Source organism: Candidatus Pelagibacter sp. HIMB1746, from assembly GCF_052047555.1.
Taxonomy (GTDB): domain Bacteria; phylum Pseudomonadota; class Alphaproteobacteria; order Pelagibacterales; family Pelagibacteraceae; genus Pelagibacter.
Window position 1 is genome coordinate 62,910 of record NZ_JBNAJZ010000004.1, and the last position, 20,531, is coordinate 83,440.

Below are 20,531 nucleotides of genomic sequence, written 5' to 3' on the forward strand. Positions count from 1 at the left end.
GAGCAATGGAGAAAAAAATAAAATTAACAATATCCGGCTCTGCGAAGAAATCTATAAGAAATATTGAGATAGCTAAAACTCAAGGAAAAAATTCTAGAGTAATTGAAAAGCAAGGCGGAAAATTCACTAATAGAGGTGGATCGTTTAGACCTGGTGCAGGAAAACCAAAATCTACTACTTCATTTAATAGAGGTGCACCATCAAAACCATCTTTTGCACCAAAATCTCCTCCAATTACAAGTGATTTTGAAAGAAGAAAACTGGCAGAACAAAGAGCCACCAAAAGACTTAAGGGAGATAGTGAAAAAGATAAAAAAACATTAAAAGCTGGGACAAAAAAAAGAGAATTAAAATTAACTGTTTCAAGAGCACTAAGTGATGAAATAGAAGCAAGAGAAAGAAGTTTAGCATCAGTTAAAAGAGCTCGACAAAAAGAAATGAAAAACTCTTCTAAAGAAGAGGCACAAGAAAATTCAAAACCAGTAAAACGAGATATTAATATTCCAGAGGCTATAACTGTTAGAGAGCTAGCTAATAGAATGGCGGAGCAATCTAGCAATGTAATTAAATATTTATTTGGAATGGGAGTAACTGTAACAATTAATCAAACTTTAGCTGCTGACACAGCTGAATTTTTAGTTAAAGAATTTGGACATAATCCAATTAGAGAAGAAAAAGCAGAAGAAATTATTCAAAAAATAAAGGCTACTAGAGTAGAAAATTTAAAAAATAGACCACCTATTGTTACGGTTATGGGCCATGTTGATCATGGTAAAACTTCTGTTTTAGATGTTTTAAGAAGTGCAAATGTAGTTTCAGGAGAGTTTGGTGGAATTACTCAGCATATCGGAGCATACCAAATTGAAAGTCAAAATAATAAATTAACTTTTATAGACACTCCAGGTCATGCAGCTTTTACTGAAATGAGAGCTAGAGGTTCTAAATTAACAGATGTAGTTGTTTTAGTTGTTGCAGCTGATGATGGAGTGAAACCGCAAACAGTTGAGTCTATTAAACACGCAAAAGCAGCAAATGTTCCAATAGTAGTTGCAATAAATAAGTGTGATCTTCCTGAAGCTGATCCACAAAAAATTAAAAACCAACTACTTGAACATGAGTTAATCGCAGAAGATTTATCTGGCGATACATTAATGGTTGAGGTTTCTACAAAAACAAAACAAAACTTAGATAAGTTAGTTGAGTCTATAATTTTACAAGCTGAAATTTTAGATCTTAAAACAGATTATGAATCTAAAGCTACAGGGATTGTATTAGAGTCAAAAATAGATGTTGGGAGAGGACCGGTTGCAAATCTTATTGTAACGACAGGTACTCTTAAAAAAGGTGACTTTTTTGTAAGTGGTTTAAAATGGGGAAAGGTTAGAGCAATTATTAATGATAAAGGTCAAAATATTAGCGAGGCTCCACCGTCAACTCCCATAGAAGTTTTGGGTATAAATGGTGCTGCTAAAGCTGGGGATGATTTTATTGTTTTAGACACCGAAAAAGAAGCTAAAACTTTGAGTGAAAATAGGGCTCAAGAGAGCAAAGATGGGAAAAACCCGCTAACCTTTGCAACACAAGATTCTGCTTTTTCAGATAAGTCTTCTGAGGAATTAAATTTAATTATTAAATCTGATGTACAAGGTTCATCTGAGGCTATCAAAAATGCAATTGCTCAAATTAAACATGAAGAAGTGAAACCAAAAATTATTTTAGCAGACATTGGAATGGTAACTGAAACTGATGTTACATTAGCCAAAGCATCAAATGCTGTTCTAATAGCCTTTAATGTTAAACCGAGCAAAGAGGCTAAAAAACTTGCTGAAAATGAAAAAATAAAAATCTCTTCTTATAATATCATTTATGAAGTATTGGATTATGTTAAACAAAAAATGTCTGGGCTATTATCTCCTGATGTTCAAGAAACAATTACTGGAACAGCACAAATTCTTGAGATATTCAAAGTTTCTGGTGCTGGAAAAGTTGCAGGTTCAAAAATTACGGAAGGTGAAATAAATAGTAATTCTGATGTAAGAATTATTAGAGATGGAGCAATAATTTACACAGGAAAAGTTTCAACAATTTTCAGAGAAAAAAACCAAGTAAAACAAGTTAGTGATGGTCAAGAATGTGGAATTACTGTTAAAGATTATATGGATTTCCAAAAAAACGACACAATAGAAGCATTTAGTGTTACATCTACAGAGAGATCGATTTAATGGCTGATAGAATAGGAAAACCAGTATCACAAAGACAGCTTAGAGTTGGAGAGATGATTAAGCAGTCTTTAAGCATGATTTTTATAAGAAATGAGGCTAAGGTGCCAAATTTAGAAACAAATACTATAACAGTTACTGAGGTTAGAATGAGTCCTGATTTAAAAATTGCTAAAGCATATGTTCTTCCATTGGGAGGAAAAGATGCTGAGGAAACAATTAATGTTTTGAAAGAATACTCATTTTTAATAAGAAAAATTTTATCACAAAAAGTGGTTATGAAATTTTTACCAAAATTACTTTTTAGAAAAGATGAGTCTTTTGAGTATGCGGAAAAAATAGAAAACTTAATAAAACAAACAAATAAATAGGAAGAAAGAGGCATGAATAAAAAGGCACAAGAATTAGCAATGCATGATAAAGATACTGGATCTTCAGAAATCCAAATCGCTTTGCTAACAGAGAAAATTGAAACTCTCTCTAAGCATATTAAGCAATTCAAGAAGGATAAACATTCATCTGTTGGATTGTTGAGAGCGGTAAATAGAAGAAAGAAATTGTTAGAATACCTAAAGAAAAACAAAATGGATTCTTACAAAAATGTACTGTCGAAATTGAATTTAAGAAAATAGAAGTCAAGATAGATAGAACGAGATGGAACGAAACGAACGAAACGAAATGGAAATGAAATGTTTAAAGTATACAAGAAGGAAATTGAAGTAGCGGGAAAGAAGATAAGTTTAGAAACAGGTAAAGTAGCAAGACAGGCAGACGGCGCAATAATCGCAACATGTGGAGAGACAGTTGTACTAGCAACAGTAGTGGGAGCAAAAAAAGTAAATCCTGATATGGATTACTTTCCATTATCTGTAAATTACCAAGAGAAATATTATGCAGCTGGAAAAATTCCAGGTGGATATTTTAAAAGAGAAGCAAGACCAACTGAGAGTGAAACACTAATCTCTAGATTAATTGATAGACCAATCAGACCTTTGTTTCCTGATGAATTTAAAAATGAAGTACAATTATTACCAACTGTAATTTCATACGACAAAGAAAACGAACCAGATATTTTATCAATAACTGCTTCATCTGCAGCATTAGCTATATCAGGAATGCCATTTATGGGACCTGTAGGAGCTTCAAGGGTTGGATTTATTGATGGAAAATATGTTTTAAACCCATCTAAAGCAGAGTTAGAAAAATCTAAATTAGATTTAGTTGTAGCAGGTACAAAAGATGCTGTGCTTATGGTTGAGTCAGAAGCAAGCGGTTTAACTGAAGAAGAAATGTTAAACGCAGTTAAATTTGGTCATGAAGGCTTTGTTCCAGTGATTGAAATGATCGATGAGCTTGCAAAAGAATGTAGAAAACCTGAATGGACAGTTGAGAAAAAAGATTTATCTGAAGTTAAGAAAAAACTTGAGGAAACTTTTACTGAAGATCTTAAAAAAGCTTTTGCTACAAGAGATAAACAAGATAGATCAAATCAAATTTCCGAAATTACTGATAAAGCTAAAAAACTTTATGAGGAAGATGAAAACTACACAGATCTTGATGTTAACAGTCAGCTAAAAAGCCTAGAAAAATCAATTGTTAGAACTGATATTCTAAAAAATAAAAATAGAATTGATGGAAGAGGTTTATCTGATGTAAGACCTATCGAGTGTGAAGTGGGTATTTTACCTAGAGCTCATGGCTCTGCATTATTTACTAGAGGAGAAACCCAAGCAATTGTTGTAGCAACTCTAGGAACTTCTGATGACGAACAAAGAATTGAAAGTTTAGATGGGCTTCAGAGAGAACGATTTATGCTTCACTATAATTTTCCTCCTTTTTCTGTTGGAGAAACTGGAAGAATTGGAACTGGCAGAAGAGAAATCGGACATGGTAAATTAGCTTGGAGAGCGATTAACTCTTCATTACCAACGAAAGAGGCATTTCCATATACTTTTAGAGTAGTTTCAGAAATAACTGAGTCTAATGGTTCTTCTTCTATGGCTACTGTTTGTGGAACGTCTTTAGCGTTAATGGACGCTGGAGTGCCAATTAAAGAGCCAGTTGCAGGTATTGCAATGGGTTTAATTAAAGAAGGTGATGATTTTAGTGTCTTATCAGACATTTTAGGTGATGAAGATCACCTTGGTGACATGGACTTTAAAGTTGCTGGAACTAAAGATGGAATTACTTCTCTTCAAATGGATATCAAAATTACAGGTATTACATTTGAAATCATGGAGCAAGCATTAAGCCAAGCTAAAGATGGAAGAGTTCATATCTTAGGAGAAATGAACAAAGCATTATCAGCTTCAAGATCTGATGTTGGAAAACATACTCCAAAAATGGAACAAGTTAATGTTGATAAAAAAGACATTGCTGCTGTCATTGGAAAAGGTGGTGCAACAATCAGAGAGATAGTTGAAAAATCAGGAGCGAAAGTAGATGTAAATGACGAAGGTGTGGTAACAGTTGCTGCTCCAGATGAAGAGTCTAGAAACATTGCTATGCAGATGATTAAAGACATAACTGCAAAAGCTGAACTTAATAAAATTTATTCAGGTAAAGTAATGAAGATTATGGAATTTGGCGCATTTGTTAATTTCTTAGGAAAACAAGACGGACTTGTTCATATCTCAGAACTTGCAGATAAAAGAGTTGCTAAAGTAACTGATGTTGTCAAAGAAGGCGATGAAGTAAAAGTTAAAGTGATTGGTTTTGATAGAGGTAAAGTTAAGCTTTCTATGAAACAAGCTGCTGAATAATTAATAGCCTAAATTTAAATTTTAAACCCCCTGGATGAGAGTTCTGGGGGTTTTTTTAACTAAAATTAACTAAATTTAGCTGATATTCTTTGGGTCAGGCATTCCAACTTTGTTATATCCTGCATCTACATAGTGAATTTCACCAGTAACTCCGTTTGCAAGATCACTTAATAGATATAATGCTGAATTTCCAACATCATGGATATCTACGTTTCTTTTGAGAAAAGAATGGTCTTCATTCCATTTATATAGGAATTTTGCATCTCCAATCGCAGAAGCTGCCAATGTTTTAATAGGTCCCGCACTTATTGCATTTACTCTCATGCCCCTGGCACCCAAATCTCGAGCTAGATACTTAACACTAGCTTCTAAAGCTGATTTACAAACACCCATTACGTTATAATTTGGAATTGCTTTAGTAGACTCGTAAGTTAAAGTTAATAAACTTCCACCTTGTTTCATTACCTTTGAAGCTTCTTTTGCTACTTCTGTAAACGAAAAGCATGATATTAACATGCTTCTTAAAAAGTTTTCTCTAGTTGTATTTAAATATTCACCTGATAACTCTGATTTATCAGAGAAAGCAACTGCATGAACTACAAAGTCAATTTCACCCCATTGGGATTTGATATCTTCAAATAATTTTACAACCTCTTCTTTTTTTTCAACATCACAACTAAATGTAACGTTTGAATTTAATTTTTCTGCTAAAGGAACTACTCTTTTTTTCAAAGCATCGCCTAAATATGTAAATGCTAGTTCTGCCCCTGCTTCAGCAAGTTTTTGAGATATACCCCAGGCAATAGATCTTTCATTTGCAACACCCATGATTAATCCCTTTTTGCCTTTCATTAAACTCATAAATTAAACCTTTTCAAAAATTAAAGCTGCATTAGTTCCACCAAAACCAAAGCTATTCGACATTACCGTATTTAAAGTTGCTCCAGTTTCAGTTTTTGAAACTATAGGAAATTTTTTAGCTTCTTCATCCATCTCACTTATGTTTGCAGAGCCAGCTATGAAATTATTCTTCATCATTATCAAACAGTAAATTGCTTCATGAACTGAAGCTGCACCAAGTGGATGTCCTGATAAAGATTTTGTCGAACTAATCTTTGGGATATTGTCCCCAAAAGTATTTTTAACCGCATTTAGCTCCGTGATATCTCCAACTGGAGTAGAAGTTCCATGAGTATTGATATAATCAATTTTATTTTTTGCAGTAGACATTGCCATTTGCATACATCTGACAGCGCCTTCTCCTGATGGAGCTACCATATCGTATCCATCTGAAGTTGCTCCATAACCAGTTAATTCTGCGTATATTTTAGCACCTCTTGCTTTAGCATGTTCATATTCCTCAAGCACTAGCACACCTGCACCACCTGCAATTACAAAACCATCTCTTGTTTTATCATATGCTCTAGATGCTGTTTCAGGAGCGTCATTATATTTTGATGATAAAGCAGTCATCGCATCAAACATTGCCGTCATAGCCCAATGAACTTCTTCACTTCCACCTGCAAAAACAACATCTTGTTTTCCCATTTGAATTAATTCCATTGAATTACCAATACAATGCCCACTTGTTGCGCATGCAGAACTCATTGTGTAGTTGGTTCCTTTAATTTTAAATGGAACAGCAAGTGTTGCAGAAGCTGTACTTGCCATTGTTCTTGGAACAATGAACGGTCCCATTAATTTTGGAGTTTTAGCCCTCGTTTTATCCGCAGCCAAAATAACATTTTCAATTGATGGACCACCAGAACCCATAACGATTCCAGTTTTGAAATTGCTAACTTCAGTTTCTTCTAATCCAGAATCCTCAATAGCTTCTTTCATTGCAATATAATTATAAGCTGAACCTGAACCCATAAATCTAATTGTTTTTCGATCGATATGATCTTCTAATTTTATATTTGGTTTGCCATGAACATGACTTTTAAGATTATGTTCTTTATATTCCTCAGCATAAGAAATTCCTGATTTTGAATTAATTAATGATTGATGAACTTCCTCTTGGTTGTTTCCCAAACAAGAGACAATTCCTAATCCCGTAATTACTACTCTTCTCATTATTTAAATAACCCCACTTTCAAACTTTCTGCTGAATATATTTTTTTGTCATCAGCAAGTACAATTCCATTGGCAAGACCAACAGTTGTTCCACCTGGCGACATAATTTTTTTCATATCTATTTCGTACCTTACATTTTTAACATTTTGTAAAACTTCACCAGTAAATTTTACAGTACCAACTCCTAGAGCTCTACCTTTGCCAGGATTTCCTAGCCAGCCCAGAAAAAATCCAACTAATTGCCACATAGCATCTAAACCTAGACACCCAGGCATGACTGGATCCTCTTTAAAATGACAGTCAAAAAACCATAGATCGTTTTTTATATCTAATTCAGCCTTTAAAGAGCCTTTATTAAAAGCTCCATTATTCTCGTTGATTTCAGTTATTCTATCAAACATCAACATTGGAGGAAGTGGTAATTTTGCATTACCTGGTCCAAAAAGATCACCACTTCCGCAACTTATTAGATCATCATATGAGTAGGAATTTTTTTTCATATTTTTTGAGAAACCTTATTACTTGATTTAATGCCAATATAATATAATAAAACTGTATATTTTTATTCATACATTAGAATAATTATAAAATACAATGGTAAAAAACTGCAATTTTGTTGAAAAATTAAGAGATTTAGGACTTAGACCCACTAAACAAAGGGTTAAAATGTGTGAAGTTCTATTTAATAGAGAAAAAACTTTTCATTTTACAATCAATGATCTCGTAAAAATGATTTCTGAGGAGATGAATGAAAAAATTTCTTTAGCAACAGTTTACAACACTGTTCATGCATTTCAGAAAAAAGGTTATTTAAAAGAAATTTCGATTAACAGCGATAAAAGTTATTTTGATACAAACACATCATTTCATCATCATTTTTATGATGAAGATACTCATCAGCTAATAGATTGTGATGAAAAAGATATAGACCCAGTAAATATTAAAAAAAATATTACAGGAAAAAAAATAAATTCAGTTGAAGTTTTGGTTAAAGTTGCGAGTGATAATCAAACTCAAAAATAATTCAATTAAATCAATTATATAAAATCTAGATTATAATAATTCTAAACTATTGACATTAAAGTTTTAGACACTATATGGTCTATAAAGTTAAATTAAGGAGAAAAAAATGTCTTTAAAAGGAAGTAAAACAGAAGAGAACTTAAAAGCAGCATTCGCTGGTGAGAGTCAAGCAAATAGAAGATATCTTTATTTTGCTCAAAAAGCTGACATCGAAGGTTATAACGATGTAGCCACAGTATTTAGATCAACAGCAGAAGGTGAAACTGGTCACGCACATGGTCACTTAGAATACCTTGAACAAGTTGGAGATCCAGCTACTGGGAAACCAATTGGTGAAACTAAAGCAAATTTAGCTTCAGCAATTGAAGGAGAAACGCACGAATATACTGACATGTACCCAGGTATGGCTAAAACTGCAAGAGAAGAAGGTTTTGAGGAAATTGCAGATTGGTTTGAGACTTTAGCAAAAGCTGAAAAATCTCATGCTGGTAAATTCCAAAAAACTTTAGAGTCTATTGCCTAAATAATATTCATTAGTGGGCGTTTACCGCCCACTAAATTTAACAAAATTTCTAAAATCAAAAAAAATGAAAGAGCAACTTTTACAATTAATAAAAGATTGGTTTAATGAACCAGTGGTATTAGTTTCTTTATCATTAATTATAATTTCTAATATAATCGTATGAGCAAAGAAGGAAGTCTAGACGCCCCAATACGTCACCCTATTGATTTTGAGCATCCAGATTTTTTAAATCCTGAAAAATTAGATGCAGAAATGCGAAGAGTGTTTGATATTTGCCATGGATGTCGAAGATGTTTTAATCTTTGTGACTCCTTTCCAAAATTGTTCGATATGATTGATGAATCTGAAAATGAAGACGTAGAAAGTTTAAAAAGTGAGCAATTTGCTCCGGTTGTTGATGCCTGTACTCTTTGCGACATGTGTTTTATGACCAAATGTCCTTATGTACCTCCTCATGATTTTGATCTTGATTTCCCTCATTTAATGTTGAGGTACAGAACGGCACAGAAAAAATTAGGTAAATTACCAAGTGTTCCAAAGCAATTAGCCCAAATAGATAGAAATGCAAAAATTGGGGTTTTATTTTCAAAAATAATTAATTGGGCATCAGATATAAAAAATAAGTTGTTCAGAAAAATATTAGAGGTAGTTGCGGGTATCGATAAAAGGGTTCAACTTCCAAAATACAATTCAGAAACTTTTTCTAACTTTTTTAAGAAAAATAATGACAAAATAAACTACGAGACAAAAACTAATGATAGAAAAGTTGTAATTTATTCTACCTGTTTTGTTAACTTTAATAAAAAAAATACGGGTGTTGCAGCTTTAAAAGTTCTAAAGAAAAATGGTGTAGAAGTTCAAGAAGCCTATCCTGGATGTTGTGGAATGCCATTCTTAGAGCAAGCTGATCTTCCTAAAGTTGTGGAACAGGCTAAAAAAGTTTCTAAAGATTTAGTTGAATGGATTAACAAAGGTTACAAAGTTGTTACCTTAACCGCTAGTTGTGGCTTAATGTTAAAATTTGAATGGCCATTGCTTTTACCAAATGATGATAAAATAAAAAAATTATCTGCAAATGTAATGGATATTGATGAATATGTTGTTGATATTGCAAACAAAGAAGGATTAGCAGATGGTTTGCAAGAAATCGATGGTGGAGTAACAGTTCATCATGCGTGTCATGCAAGAGCACAAAACATGGGTATCAAAGCAAGAGATATGCTTAAACTTATCCCGAATGTTAAAATTGATGTTGTAGAGAAATGTGCTGGGCATGGTGGAACTTTTGGTGTGATGAAAGAAACACATGATCTGGCCAATAAAGTAGGAAGACCAACTGCAAGACAAATTAAAACAAAAAATAACAAGTACATGGCTTCTGACTGTCCTTTAGCAGGTAAGCACTTGAAGCAGCTTGAAGAGGATACTAACATCTCCAATGATGAGGCACTACATCCTATAGAATTAATGGCTAAAAGTTATAAATTATGATTATGCCAAGAGAAAAAAGAGAGATACAAAAAGAAGACATCATGCCATTGGATGTCTATACAAAAAATAGAAGAGAATTGAGAAAAAATATTGTTGATTTTAAAAAAAATAGAAGAATTGCATTAGGTCCTTATGCAACTTTTTATTTTGAAAGTTACGAGACAATGTTAGCTCAAGTTCAAGAAATGTTATATATTGAAAAAGGTGGAGATGAACAACTTAAAGATGAGTTGTCAGCATACAATCCTCTAATACCAAATGGTAAAGAATTAACTGCTACTTTGATGTTTGAAATAGACAATCCTATATCACGTGCAGCTTTCCTAGGAAAAGTGGGTGGAATAGAAGAAACAGTGTTTATGAAAATTAATGGAGAAAAAATAAAAGCTATACCAGAGGAAGATGTTGATAGAACATCAGCTGAAGGAAAAGCTTCTTCAGTTCAATTTATTCATTTTAATTTTTCAGATGACCAAATAGCTAAATTTAAATCTGAAGAAATTGAAGTTGAAATAGGAATAGATCATAAAGAATATTCCCATACTACCAAGCTGTCTTTAGAGAACAAAAAGTCACTTTCTGCAGATTTTAGTTAATTATATCCCCAGACACTATCTGTTTTAACCCAACCTTGAAATTTTCCAGATGTTATCTGACACCATTCTTGCTCACACTTTTCTAATATTAATAACCTACCTTCCTTAATAAGAGCTATTGGTTTTGCAAAAGATGTAGGGTTTTTAAATAAAATTTTATCTTTTGTTGCTATTGCAGAATTATTTTTTTTTAATTGAGATATATGTATCCACCCACCATTATTTTTAAGGTCTATAATTCTTCTAAAGTTTTCTTTTTTATCTATTTGTTTTAAAGGAAGATTAATTTTTTTGTAAACATATTTTACATCTGAATCAAAACTTGGACCGTACCTAACGTTTACTTTATTTTTTTTTAAAGAAACAAATATTTCATCAGCTGAACTTATTGAAATTGATAAGATAAAAATTAAAATTATTCTTATAATTAATTGCATAGACAGTTTTTTCTTTTCTTAATTTTTGCTTTTCTAAAATTTAAATTTAATAAATCAATAATTAAAATATAATTATTCAAACTTTGGCCTATATTTAAAATATTTTTTAAAATTTCATTAGCTTGCATCGTGCCAACTATTCCTGCTACAGTTCCCAGGATTCCTTCATATTCACAATTGAGTATTTCATCTGATATTTTTTCCTCTTGATAAAAACATCGAAGGCATGGTTCTTTTTTATTTTTAAAATTAAATGTAAAGATATGACCATCAAATTTACTTATAGCACCAGTTACCAAAAACTTTTTATACTTTAAACTTAAATCATTAATTAGAAATTTACTTTCAAAATTATCAGTTCCATCAACAATATAATCGTAATCTTTAATAATTTTTTGAAAATTAGATTTATTTAATTTGTAATTAAAAATTTTTATTTTTGTTAAAGAATTAATGTTGTTTAATTTTTTTTTAGCTATTTTAACTTTTAGTTGATTTAAATCTTTCTGATTGAATAAACTCTGCCTATGAATATTTGAAAGGCTTATTCGATCATGATCCACAATTCCTAATGAGCCAACCCCTGACCTAGTCAAGAATTCTGCTACTGGGCACCCGAGACCACCCATGCCTATTATTAATACTTTTGCATTTGTAATTTTATTTTGACCTAAAATACCAATATTTTTTAATATGATCTGTCTTGAAAAACGTTCGATTTGTTTTTTGTTTAGTTTTCTGCTCATTTTCCTGTTGAGCCAAATCCGCCTTCGCCTCTAATTGTTTCTGGAAGCTCATCTGTTTCTTCAAAATTCATTTTTATCACTGGTGCAAGAACCATTTGAGCTATTCTATCTTTATTGTTTATTAAAAAATCTTCTTTTCCGTGATTGTAAAGTATTACTTTTATCTCACCCCTGTAATCACTATCTATTGTTCCTGGTGTATTTAAAACACTAATATTATTTTTTGCTGCTAAACCTGATCTAGGTCGTATTTGAATTTCAAATTCATTTGAAAAAGCAACGGCAATTCCAGTTGGAACTAAACAAGAATTTTGGGATTTAAGTATAATAGGTTCTTTTATAAATGCCATAAGATCCATTCCCGAAGCCCCTTCTGTTTTGTAGGCAGGTAGCTCTATTGAAGGATCTAATTTTTTAACAAGGATTTTTGCCATTAATTTAATTGATTAATTATTCTATCAACTATTTCTTCAGAAATTTCAGATTTTCTTTTGTATGGTAGGACTTCACTTTTTAAAGATTTATTTTTGTAGTGGATTACAACTTCATTATAATCAGAGTTAAATCCAATATTTTTTTTAGAAACATCATTAGCAATTATCCAATCACAATTCTTTTTATTTAATTTTTCTTCTGCATTTTTTAAAACTTCGTTTGTTTCTGCTGCAAAACCAATCACAATTTCAGGCCTCATAGAATTATGATTTGATATGTAATTTAAAATATCAATATTTTTTTCTAAATTTAAATTTAATGCTTCCTCTTTTTTTATTTTTTTTTGAGATTTATTTTTTACTTTAAAGTCTGATACTGCTGCTGAAAAAATTGCTACATCTACAGGTAAATTCTCTTGTGTAGCAGCAAACATTTCATCCGCTGTTTCAACTTTAATGAGTTTAATATCTTTTTCTACTTCTAGATTAGTTGGTCCTGAAATCAGTGTTGTATCAAAACCTTTTTTCGATAGACATTTAGCTAGTTCATACCCTTGTTTGCCACTTGATTTATTTGTTATAAAACGCACAGGGTCGATATACTCATTTGTTGGACCCGCGGTAACTAAAGCTTTAAATTTTTTATTTTGACTTTGGTTTAAAAAAAATTGGTTTAACTCATCCGCAATTTTTAATGGTTCTGACATCTTACCTTCTCCGTATTCCCCGCATGCCATATCTCCTATTTCTGGACCAATAAACTTATAACCAAAATCTTTTAATTTTTTTAAATTAGTTTTTGTAGATTTATGTTCCCACATTCTAACATTCATCGCTGGTGCTAAATAAATTTTTTTATTTGAAGCAAGTATTACAGTAGAAGCCAAATCATCTGTAGTACCTTGTGCTAATTTAGAAATTGTATTTGCTGTAGTTGGTGCAACGATAACTACGTCTGCCCATCTAGAAAGTGAAATGTGATCCATTTCAGTTTCGTTTTCTAAACTAAACAAATCACTATAAACTTTACCTTGAGATAATGATGCTACTGATAATGGAGTTACAAATTCTTTAGCACTAGAAGTAAGTATAGTTTTTATTTCTGCACCATTTTTTTTTAATAATCTAATCGTTTCAAGACTTTTATAAGCTGAAATACCACCACAAATAATAAAAAGAATTTTTTTGTTATTAAGATTTTTCATTTGCAGAATTAAAATACTATAAGACCAAAAATTACAAGAAGTAATAAACCAATAATAGATTGGTTTCTAAATGCTATCATTTCAGATTTTTTATCCTTTAAAGCTGTATAAGAATTGGAGTTTTGAGGAATTTGTCCGCTAGCTAAAAATGTTAGAGCTTGATTTGCTTTGTCCATGATTTCAGGTAACTCAGGTAATCTTTTAATTACTTCAGTACTATTTTTAAGTGTTTCGTTAAAATTATTTATGGGATCTTTTGTTTCTCTTAACCAACTTTCAAGAACTGGTTTAGAGGTTGTCCAAATATTAGTGTTAGGATTTAATTTTCTTGCAACACCCTCAACTACAACCATTGTTTTTTGTAACATCAACAATTGAGGTTGAGTTTGCATATTGAATTTTTCTGTAACATCAAAAAGCTGTTTTAATAATTTTCCACCTGAAATATCTTTAACCTCTTGACCAAATATTGGCTCTCCTATTGACCTTAATGCTTGTGCAAGATCATCTATTGGCACATTTTTAGGGACTAATCCTGCAACCAAGTGAACCTCAGCAACTTTTTTATAATCTCTTTGTATAAATCCAAATAAAATTTCAGCTAAAAAACGTTTACTCATTTTGTCTAATCTACCCATTATGCCAAAATCTATTGGAGCTATTAGACCATTCTCATCAATAAATATATTTCCTTGGTGCATATCAGCATGAAAAAAACCATCCCTTACTGCATGTCTTAAAAAATGTTGGATAATATCCTCAGCAATTTTATTAGTATTTAAATTTCTTTTTTTCAGCTCTTCTGTTTCACGAATAGATACTCCATCTATCCAATCTAATGTCATTACATTTTCACTAGTAAAGTTCCAATATATTTCAGGAACCTTAAATCCAGCATCATTTTTTGTATTTTCTGCATATTCATTTGCGGCTGCTGCCTCAAACCTTAAATCCATTTCTAGGTTAGTTATTTCTTTCAACAAAAAAACAACTTCCACAAGTTTTAATCTTTTAGTTTTTTTTAAAAATGACTCAATGATAAATGCAAATAGCATCATCGCATCAATTTCTTCATTAAATATTTTTTTTATGTCTGGTCTTATAATTTTTATTGCTACATCTTTAATTGTACCATTGTCATTTATTTTAGCTTTATGAACTTGTGCTATTGATGCAGCAGCAACTGGCTCACTTAAATCAATAATAGAATTGTAAGCATCATTGCCTAAATCATTTTTAATTATTTCTTTTGCTTGATTAATAGAAAATGGTGGTACACGATCTTGTAATTTTTCCAGCTTTGTAGAAAGTTCTTCTCCTATAATATCAGGTCTAGTAGCTAAAAATTGACCTAATTTTATAAAAGTTGTACCCATCGACTCTAATGATTTTGAAAGTCTTTCACCATCATCTTGGGCATGATTACTCAATTCTTTTTTTTCAAAAGATATTGCTAATAGCTGAAATAAAATTGTGATTGCGACCGGCGGTTTTTTAAATTTAGAGGCAATATCTAAAATATCAGATTTTGCAATTTTTCTTCCTAATTTAAATAAAGTAATTAATTTTCTTAGCATTATATTTTCCAACCACTATGGATAGAAACTATACCACCTGAAAAGTTTCTATAATTACATTTCGTAAAATTATGCTTTTTCATTAAGTCAATTAATTCTTCCTGATTAATAAATTCTTCAATACTTTTTACTAGATATTCATATGGTTTTTTATCGCCAACAATAAATTGACCAATATGAGGAATTATTTTTGAATAGTTTTTATAAACAAAATCTAGGTTAGAGTTTTGAATTTTTGAAAATTCTAAACATAAAAATCTTCCACCTGGTTTTAATACTCTATAAGCTTCGGATAGAGCTTTATCTAAATTCTTTGTATTTCTAAGACCAAAACTTATTGTGTAATAATCAAATTCGTTGTCTTGAAGTGGAAGCTTCTCAGCAGCTGCATTGATCCATTTTATATTTTTATAATTAGATAATTTTTGTTTGCCTTGACTAATCATACCTTTATTTGGATCTACACAAGTGACTTCTGACATTTGATTTGTACTATTCAAAAATAATTTACCGATATCTCCAGTTCCACAAGCAACATCTATTAACTTTCTATTTGGAGATGGTTTCATTATATTGATTAGACTTTTTTTCCAAAATCTATGAATGCCCAGTGACATGAAATCATTCATCAAGTCGTATTTACTATAAACTTGATCAAAAACACCTTCCACAAGGCCTTTTTTATTTTGAAGATATTGTTGCATAAAAAAATATATATTGAATATAGTGAGAAATGCCAGAATTACCAGAAGTAGAAATTGTTAGACAATCTTTAGACAAAAAAATTAAACAAAAAAGTATTAAAAAAGTAATTATTAGAAATAAAAATCTTAGGTTTCCACTTCCAAAAAATTTTAGTTCTTTTTTAATGAATAAAAAAATTATTAAAGTAGATAGATTTTCCAAGTATTTAATATTGAATTTTAAAAGTGGAGAGTTTTGTTTGATACATTTGGGTATGTCTGGAACCATACACATCATTGATAGTAAAAAAAAATTAAAATTTACTAATGCTAGTTTTTATCATTCTCCTATATTACCAAAAAAACATAATCATATTGAATTAATATTTAATTCTTTGAAAGTAATTTATAATGACCCAAGAAGATTTGGTTTTTTTGAGTTAGTAGAAAATAGTGAAAAATTAGAAAGTAGATTTAAAAATTTGGGACCAGAACCATTCAATTTAAATTTTAATATGAATTATGTTTTTAATTACTTCAAAGGAAAGAATAAAAATATTAAAACATTTTTATTAGATCAAAAATTTGTTTCTGGAATTGGGAATATTTATGCAAGTGAAATTTTATTTCTAAGTAAGATTTATCCATTTAAAAAAGCAAGTTTGTTAACCAGAGAAGAATGTAAAAAAATTATTTACTATTCAAAAAAAATTTTATTAAGAGCAATTAAAAAAGGTGGTTCAAGTATTAGAGATTTTAAGGATACGTTGGGATCTTCTGGAAACTATCAAAAAGAGTTTAAAGTATATCAGCAAGAAGGATTAAGATGTAAAACTATAGGATGTACCGATACTATACAGAAAAAAATTGTATCAAATAGATCTACTTTTTTTTGTAATTCCTGCCAAAATTAGCCAAATATTTAGTTGACCGTTTTCAGTTCTCAAGCTATACCCCTGCGCATGGCAAATACAAAATCAGCTATTAAACGTATAAGACGTATTTCTAAACAAACAGCAGTTAATAAAGCTAGAAAAAGTAGATTTAGAAATGCATTAAAGAAAATGAACGCTTTAATTGATACCAAAAAGAAAGATGAAGCGTTAAAATTCTTACCTAAATTAAACTCTGAGTTGATGAAAATTGCAAAGACTGGTGTAATTAAAAAACAAAATGCATCAAGAAACGTTTCAAGAATAACTAAAAAGATTGCAGCAATTTAAAAACCTTAAGTTGTTTCGAAGATAAATTTCACACACACATTATATAAGATCTACATATTTTCAAATTACTATATTTAGATTTAGTAAATCTTTGATCTTACACAATACAATCAATGTTTGATTCAATCTGTATTTGATTCAATCAAAAATTTTATTTTTAAGAAAATTTAAAACTAATTTAAAAATTTGTGTCCATAAAAAAAAATGATTGTGACAATAAATTCTACAATTGCAGATTTAATTTTTTTTTAATTTTAAATTTAATACTTGTTGCAAAATTTTTTAAATCGTTCTAACTGAGATCTTCCCTTAAGTTATGAATAAATCTTTTACAAATAAAAATATTAATAATTTTGCTTCAGAAGAGATTGATTGGCAACAAATTCAATCTGAAATGAAGAATAAATTAGGTTTGGAAATTTATGAAAGTTGGTTAAAAAAAATATCATTTCTTGAGGAGCATAATAATTATTTACTTTTATCTGTTCCAACTAGATTTATCAGAGACTGGATTACTTCGAGGTATTTAGACCAAATTCTGAAAATAATTAAATTGTATAAAAAAGATATAATTAGAATTGAATTTAAAATTATTGATCAAAAAGTTGATAAGGATTTAAACGACACAACAAATATTGAAAATACCCAAAATGAAAATGTTTCATTTATAAAAGACTCGTACCTTCAGTATAACCGAATAGATCCAAACAAACGATTTGATAACTTTATAACCGGATCAAGCAATAAACTTGCATATGAAGCTTCTTTAAAGGTTACAGAAACTATCTCTCATTATAATCCACTCTATATTTATGGTGGTGTAGGAATGGGGAAAACTCACTTATTAAATTCTATTGGTTTTGAGATGAAGAAAAAAAATAAAGTGATGTTCATTTCAGCTGAACGTTTCATGTATCAGTTTGTAAAGTCAATTAAATCAAATGACATGGTTAAGTTCAAAGAATATTTTAGAAATACTGACATTTTATTAATAGATGACATTCAGTTTATTAGCGGCAAAGAAGCAATGCAGGAAGAATTTTTTCATACATTCAATGCTTTGTTAGATAAAGGATCACAAATTATAGTGTCTGCTGATAGAGCACCTAATAAATTAATGCGTATTCAAGAGAGAATTAAATCTAGATTTTCAGGTGGATTGGTTGTTGACATTCAAAAACCTGATTTAGAATTACGAAAAAAAATAGTTCAAAAAAAAACAGAAGAATTAAACAATTTATATTCAGATCAACTTCAAGTATCAAAAGATATACAAGATTTTATAAGTAATGAGATCTCAGGAAGCGTTAGAGAATTAGTTGGAGCAGTTAATCGAATAGTATCCTTTTCAAGAATTTATAATAAAGTTCCAAATTTACCTGAAACTAAAGTGGTATTAAAAGATCTTTTAAATATCTCAGAAAATAAAGTAACAATTGACTTAATACAGACTATTGTGTGTAAGTTTTTTAAGATAAGCAAAAATGAAATGCTTTCTTCAAGAAGATCAAGATATCTTGTAAGACCTCGACAGACAGCAATTTACTTAACTAAAATTTTAACTTCAAAATCATTACCAGAAATAGGTAGAGAATTCTCGAATAGAGATCACACAACAATTATCCATTCTGTTAAAACAATTGAAAAAATCAAAGAAAAAGATCCAGAAATGGTAGATAATATCAATAAACTTAAAAATCAGATATTATACAATAACAAAGAAAATGAAATTTAACGTCAACCAACAAGACCTTCAGCAAGCACTAAATTATTGTCAGGGTGTAATTGAAAAGAGAAGCACGTTACCAATTTTATCTAATATTTTACTAGATGCTAGCAATTCTAAATTAACAATTACTGCTACAGATCTTGATTTAATTTTTATACACCAGCTAAATAATGTTGAAATTCTAGAAGAAGGAAAAACAACAACAACCTCGTCAATTATGTATGACATAATCAGAAAATTAACATCAGGAAAAAAAATTAACCTTAGTCTTACCGATGTAAGTAAATTACAAGTAGAATCGGAAAAATCCATTTTTAATTTGAATTGTATTAGTGCTACCGAGTTCCCATTGACTGATGAAAATTTTAATCAAAATGAATTTATTATAAAATCAAAACAATTACTGAAGCTTCTAAATAAATGTAAGTTTTCTGTTTCAAATGATGAAACTCGACATTATTTAAGTGGTATTTATTTTCACCAAACTGAAGTTGAAGATAAAAATTATTTAACAGCTGTTGCTACGGACAGTCATAGAATGTCGATTTCAAAAATCAGGCTAGATGAAAAAATTGAATTTGACCCTATTATACTTCCCAAAAAAACAATTTTTCAACTTTGTTCACTGTTAGATAGTTATGATGGTGATGTAAAAGTATCAAATCTAAAGTCAAAAATTAAGTTTGAATTGAATAATAGTATTTTAATTTCAAAACTTATTGATGGAAAATTCCCGAATTATATTCAGGTAATCCCTAAAAATAATCAAAAAAAATTAGAAATTGATTTAAAACTTTTTTTAAACTCAGTTGATAGAGTGGCCTCTGTATCTCTGGATAAAAAAGATGGTGTAAAATTTAATTTATCAAATGATACTCTAAATCTTTCGGTAAATAATACTAATAGTGGAGACGGAAAAGAAACATTAAATGTTAAATTTGATCATGACTTAGAAATAAGTTTTAACTCCAGATATTTGATTGATGTAGCTTCACAATTAGATGGTGATAGAGTCGAAATCTTCTTTAATGATACGGGTTCACCAGCTTTAATAAAAGATCCAGGCGATTTTGATAGTATTTATGTTGTGATGCCAATGAAGGGTTAATTTATTAAATCTAATTCTTGATAGATATTTTTTTCTAGAGTTTTCAAAAATTCATTTTTTTCTAGGCCAGCTGAAATAGGTTTTAATATTGATATAGTAATTGTTCTATTACTATTTTTTCCACCTTTTTTTGGCCATACGTAACCAGAGTTTATGGCTACTGGTAAACAATTTATTTTTAATTCTTCATATATTCTTGAGGCTCCTTTTTTAAATGGAGTTCTATCATCAGGCAATACCCTGGTACCTTGAGGAAAAATAATTAATGGACGATTTGATTGTGATATTGTTTTTGAAATATCATTAAAAAACCCCAAATTATCTTTAGTTGTTTTATTTCTATTTATTGAAATTGATCCTATTTTTTTTAAATACCAACCAAATATTGGAATTTGAAGAAGCTCTTTCTTTAAAATAAAAACAGGTGAATTAAAAATAGTTTGCAAATAAAAAGTTTCAAACATTGATTGATGAGATGCAGCAATAAAAAATTTATCCTCTTTGATTATATTTTCTTCACCTTTGATAAGGATTTTTACTGAAAGGATAAACCTCAAGCAAATACCAGTCCAATAGCCCATTAATTTACCACCGATTAAAACAATTTTTCTTGGTAGAAAAAAAGAAGGTAAAAAAATTATAGAAATAAAAATAATTCCAGTAAAAAAAATTATTGAAAATAAAATGTTTCTTATCATT

22 protein-coding genes are annotated in these 20,531 nt (G+C 30.0%); 12 read left to right on the forward strand and 10 right to left on the reverse strand.

The genetic code is table 11. The annotated features are described in order from the left end of the window. Positions 1-5: 5 nt before the first annotated feature. Genes infB through pnp form a run of 4 tightly spaced genes read left to right on the forward strand, consistent with a single transcriptional unit; the run spans position 6 to position 4,981 of the window. The gene (gene infB / locus ACTTBM_RS05895; protein ID WP_440635114.1) at positions 6-2,222 is read left to right on the forward strand and encodes a translation initiation factor IF-2; all 2,217 of its coding nucleotides are present in this window, start codon (positions 6-8) and stop codon (positions 2,220-2,222) included. Then, entirely contained in the window at positions 2,222-2,590 is a 369-nt protein-coding gene (gene rbfA, locus ACTTBM_RS05900; RefSeq protein WP_075485631.1) for a 30S ribosome-binding factor RbfA, read from the forward strand. Before infB ends, rbfA begins: the two co-directional genes overlap by 1 nt. 12 nt (positions 2,591-2,602) lie before the next feature. Then, on the forward strand, positions 2,603-2,851 hold the full coding sequence (rpsO, locus tag ACTTBM_RS05905) for a 30S ribosomal protein S15 (RefSeq protein WP_075485648.1): 249 nt from the start codon (positions 2,603-2,605) through the stop codon (positions 2,849-2,851). Between the two features lie 57 nt (positions 2,852-2,908). Next, on the forward strand, positions 2,909-4,981 hold the full coding sequence (gene pnp, locus ACTTBM_RS05910; RefSeq protein ID WP_440635115.1) for a polyribonucleotide nucleotidyltransferase: 2,073 nt from the start codon (positions 2,909-2,911) through the stop codon (positions 4,979-4,981). 75 nt (positions 4,982-5,056) lie between these two features. On the opposite strand, the gene ACTTBM_RS05915 is transcribed toward pnp, so the two are convergent. Genes ACTTBM_RS05915 through fabA form a run of 3 tightly spaced genes read right to left on the reverse strand, consistent with a single transcriptional unit; the run spans position 5,057 to position 7,557 of the window. Then, positions 5,057-5,842: an enoyl-ACP reductase FabI gene (locus ACTTBM_RS05915; protein ID WP_440635116.1), complete on the reverse strand. Its 786-nt coding sequence runs from the start codon at positions 5,840-5,842 to the stop codon at positions 5,057-5,059. A gap of 3 nt (positions 5,843-5,845) precedes the next feature. Continuing rightward, positions 5,846-7,057 (reverse strand): beta-ketoacyl-ACP synthase I, encoded by a 1,212-nt coding sequence (gene fabB / locus ACTTBM_RS05920; protein WP_440635117.1) that lies wholly within the window; start codon positions 7,055-7,057, stop codon positions 5,846-5,848. Next, positions 7,057-7,557, reverse strand: a complete 501-nt coding sequence (gene fabA, locus ACTTBM_RS05925; RefSeq protein WP_440635118.1) for a bifunctional 3-hydroxydecanoyl-ACP dehydratase/trans-2-decenoyl-ACP isomerase — start codon at positions 7,555-7,557, stop codon at positions 7,057-7,059. Before fabA ends, fabB begins: the two co-directional genes overlap by 1 nt. Before the next feature lie 94 nt (positions 7,558-7,651). Here fabA and ACTTBM_RS05930 point away from each other — a divergent pair, with 94 nt between their 5' ends. From ACTTBM_RS05930 to ACTTBM_RS05945, 4 genes are all read left to right on the forward strand, one after another. After that, entirely contained in the window at positions 7,652-8,080 is a 429-nt protein-coding gene (locus ACTTBM_RS05930) for a Fur family transcriptional regulator (protein WP_440635119.1), read from the forward strand. A gap of 106 nt (positions 8,081-8,186) precedes the next feature. Then, positions 8,187-8,603, forward strand: coding sequence for a rubrerythrin family protein (locus ACTTBM_RS05935; protein ID WP_262590070.1), 417 nt, complete (start codon positions 8,187-8,189; stop codon positions 8,601-8,603). Between the two features lie 159 nt (positions 8,604-8,762). Beyond that, positions 8,763-10,094 (forward strand): (Fe-S)-binding protein, encoded by a 1,332-nt coding sequence (locus ACTTBM_RS05940; protein WP_440635120.1) that lies wholly within the window; start codon positions 8,763-8,765, stop codon positions 10,092-10,094. Positions 10,095-10,096: 2 nt separating this feature from the next. Further along, positions 10,097-10,690, forward strand: coding sequence for a DUF3501 family protein (locus tag ACTTBM_RS05945; RefSeq protein WP_440635121.1), 594 nt, complete (start codon positions 10,097-10,099; stop codon positions 10,688-10,690). Here ACTTBM_RS05945 and ACTTBM_RS05950 read toward each other — a convergent pair. The 6 genes from ACTTBM_RS05950 to ubiE are packed head-to-tail and all read right to left on the reverse strand — an operon-like array spanning position 10,687 to position 15,793. Then, positions 10,687-11,127, reverse strand: coding sequence for an SH3 domain-containing protein (locus ACTTBM_RS05950; protein ID WP_440635122.1), 441 nt, complete (start codon positions 11,125-11,127; stop codon positions 10,687-10,689). The two genes, ACTTBM_RS05945 and ACTTBM_RS05950, sit on opposite strands and share 4 nt — an antisense overlap. Beyond that, positions 11,118-11,873 carry a HesA/MoeB/ThiF family protein gene (locus ACTTBM_RS05955; RefSeq protein ID WP_440635123.1) on the reverse strand — a complete coding sequence of 252 codons (756 nt, stop codon included), beginning with the start codon at positions 11,871-11,873 and terminating at the stop codon, positions 11,118-11,120. Before ACTTBM_RS05955 ends, ACTTBM_RS05950 begins: the two co-directional genes overlap by 10 nt. Beyond that, entirely contained in the window at positions 11,870-12,307 is a 438-nt protein-coding gene (gene dut / locus ACTTBM_RS05960) for a dUTP diphosphatase (protein WP_440635124.1), read from the reverse strand. Before dut ends, ACTTBM_RS05955 begins: the two co-directional genes overlap by 4 nt. After that, positions 12,307-13,512: a bifunctional phosphopantothenoylcysteine decarboxylase/phosphopantothenate--cysteine ligase CoaBC gene (coaBC, locus tag ACTTBM_RS05965; protein WP_440635125.1), complete on the reverse strand. Its 1,206-nt coding sequence runs from the start codon at positions 13,510-13,512 to the stop codon at positions 12,307-12,309. The genes dut and coaBC overlap by 1 nt, the downstream gene beginning before the upstream one ends. 8 nt (positions 13,513-13,520) lie before the next feature. Continuing rightward, on the reverse strand, positions 13,521-15,089 hold the full coding sequence (gene ubiB, locus ACTTBM_RS05970) for a 2-polyprenylphenol 6-hydroxylase (RefSeq protein ID WP_440635126.1): 1,569 nt from the start codon (positions 15,087-15,089) through the stop codon (positions 13,521-13,523). Then, positions 15,089-15,793: a bifunctional demethylmenaquinone methyltransferase/2-methoxy-6-polyprenyl-1,4-benzoquinol methylase UbiE gene (gene ubiE, locus ACTTBM_RS05975; RefSeq protein WP_440635127.1), complete on the reverse strand. Its 705-nt coding sequence runs from the start codon at positions 15,791-15,793 to the stop codon at positions 15,089-15,091. Before ubiE ends, ubiB begins: the two co-directional genes overlap by 1 nt. A gap of 29 nt (positions 15,794-15,822) precedes the next feature. Between ubiE and mutM the strand changes: the two genes are divergently transcribed. From mutM to dnaN, 4 genes are all read left to right on the forward strand, one after another. Further along, on the forward strand, positions 15,823-16,686 hold the full coding sequence (gene mutM / locus ACTTBM_RS05980) for a bifunctional DNA-formamidopyrimidine glycosylase/DNA-(apurinic or apyrimidinic site) lyase (RefSeq protein WP_440635128.1): 864 nt from the start codon (positions 15,823-15,825) through the stop codon (positions 16,684-16,686). A gap of 48 nt (positions 16,687-16,734) precedes the next feature. Then, positions 16,735-16,995, forward strand: a complete 261-nt coding sequence (gene rpsT / locus ACTTBM_RS05985; RefSeq protein WP_262590084.1) for a 30S ribosomal protein S20 — start codon at positions 16,735-16,737, stop codon at positions 16,993-16,995. A gap of 316 nt (positions 16,996-17,311) precedes the next feature. Then, positions 17,312-18,730, forward strand: coding sequence for a chromosomal replication initiator protein DnaA (gene dnaA, locus ACTTBM_RS05990; protein WP_440635129.1), 1,419 nt, complete (start codon positions 17,312-17,314; stop codon positions 18,728-18,730). Next, a complete protein-coding gene (dnaN, locus tag ACTTBM_RS05995) occupies positions 18,720-19,832 on the forward strand; it encodes a DNA polymerase III subunit beta (protein ID WP_440635130.1) in 1,113 nt (370 codons plus the stop codon). The genes dnaA and dnaN overlap by 11 nt, the downstream gene beginning before the upstream one ends. Here dnaN and ACTTBM_RS06000 read toward each other — a convergent pair. Continuing rightward, positions 19,829-20,530 (reverse strand): lysophospholipid acyltransferase family protein, encoded by a 702-nt coding sequence (locus ACTTBM_RS06000; protein ID WP_440635131.1) that lies wholly within the window; start codon positions 20,528-20,530, stop codon positions 19,829-19,831. The genes dnaN and ACTTBM_RS06000 overlap by 4 nt on opposite strands. Between the last annotated feature and the right edge of the window lies 1 nt (position 20,531).

Bases quoted from the DNA above. Each gene is read 5' to 3' on its own strand.
- infB (WP_440635114.1), top strand. From the start codon at position 6: ATGGAGAAAAAAATAAAATTAACAATATCCGGCTCTGCGAAGAAATCT.
- rbfA (WP_075485631.1), top strand. From the start codon at position 2,222: ATGGCTGATAGAATAGGAAAACCAGTATCACAAAGACAGCTTAGAGTT.
- rpsO (WP_075485648.1), top strand. From the start codon at position 2,603: ATGAATAAAAAGGCACAAGAATTAGCAATGCATGATAAAGATACTGGA.
- pnp (WP_440635115.1), top strand. From the start codon at position 2,909: ATGTTTAAAGTATACAAGAAGGAAATTGAAGTAGCGGGAAAGAAGATA.
- ACTTBM_RS05915 (WP_440635116.1), bottom strand. From the start codon at position 5,842: ATGAGTTTAATGAAAGGCAAAAAGGGATTAATCATGGGTGTTGCAAAT.
- fabB (WP_440635117.1), bottom strand. From the start codon at position 7,057: ATGAGAAGAGTAGTAATTACGGGATTAGGAATTGTCTCTTGTTTGGGA.
- fabA (WP_440635118.1), bottom strand. From the start codon at position 7,557: ATGAAAAAAAATTCCTACTCATATGATGATCTAATAAGTTGCGGAAGT.
- ACTTBM_RS05930 (WP_440635119.1), top strand. From the start codon at position 7,652: ATGGTAAAAAACTGCAATTTTGTTGAAAAATTAAGAGATTTAGGACTT.
- ACTTBM_RS05935 (WP_262590070.1), top strand. From the start codon at position 8,187: ATGTCTTTAAAAGGAAGTAAAACAGAAGAGAACTTAAAAGCAGCATTC.
- ACTTBM_RS05940 (WP_440635120.1), top strand. From the start codon at position 8,763: ATGAGCAAAGAAGGAAGTCTAGACGCCCCAATACGTCACCCTATTGAT.
- ACTTBM_RS05945 (WP_440635121.1), top strand. From the start codon at position 10,097: ATGCCAAGAGAAAAAAGAGAGATACAAAAAGAAGACATCATGCCATTG.
- ACTTBM_RS05950 (WP_440635122.1), bottom strand. From the start codon at position 11,127: ATGCAATTAATTATAAGAATAATTTTAATTTTTATCTTATCAATTTCA.
- ACTTBM_RS05955 (WP_440635123.1), bottom strand. From the start codon at position 11,873: ATGAGCAGAAAACTAAACAAAAAACAAATCGAACGTTTTTCAAGACAG.
- dut (WP_440635124.1), bottom strand. From the start codon at position 12,307: ATGGCAAAAATCCTTGTTAAAAAATTAGATCCTTCAATAGAGCTACCT.
- coaBC (WP_440635125.1), bottom strand. From the start codon at position 13,512: ATGAAAAATCTTAATAACAAAAAAATTCTTTTTATTATTTGTGGTGGT.
- ubiB (WP_440635126.1), bottom strand. From the start codon at position 15,089: ATGCTAAGAAAATTAATTACTTTATTTAAATTAGGAAGAAAAATTGCA.
- ubiE (WP_440635127.1), bottom strand. From the start codon at position 15,793: ATGCAACAATATCTTCAAAATAAAAAAGGCCTTGTGGAAGGTGTTTTT.
- mutM (WP_440635128.1), top strand. From the start codon at position 15,823: ATGCCAGAATTACCAGAAGTAGAAATTGTTAGACAATCTTTAGACAAA.
- rpsT (WP_262590084.1), top strand. From the start codon at position 16,735: ATGGCAAATACAAAATCAGCTATTAAACGTATAAGACGTATTTCTAAA.
- dnaA (WP_440635129.1), top strand. From the start codon at position 17,312: ATGAATAAATCTTTTACAAATAAAAATATTAATAATTTTGCTTCAGAA.
- dnaN (WP_440635130.1), top strand. From the start codon at position 18,720: ATGAAATTTAACGTCAACCAACAAGACCTTCAGCAAGCACTAAATTAT.
- ACTTBM_RS06000 (WP_440635131.1), bottom strand. From the start codon at position 20,530: ATGATAAGAAACATTTTATTTTCAATAATTTTTTTTACTGGAATTATT.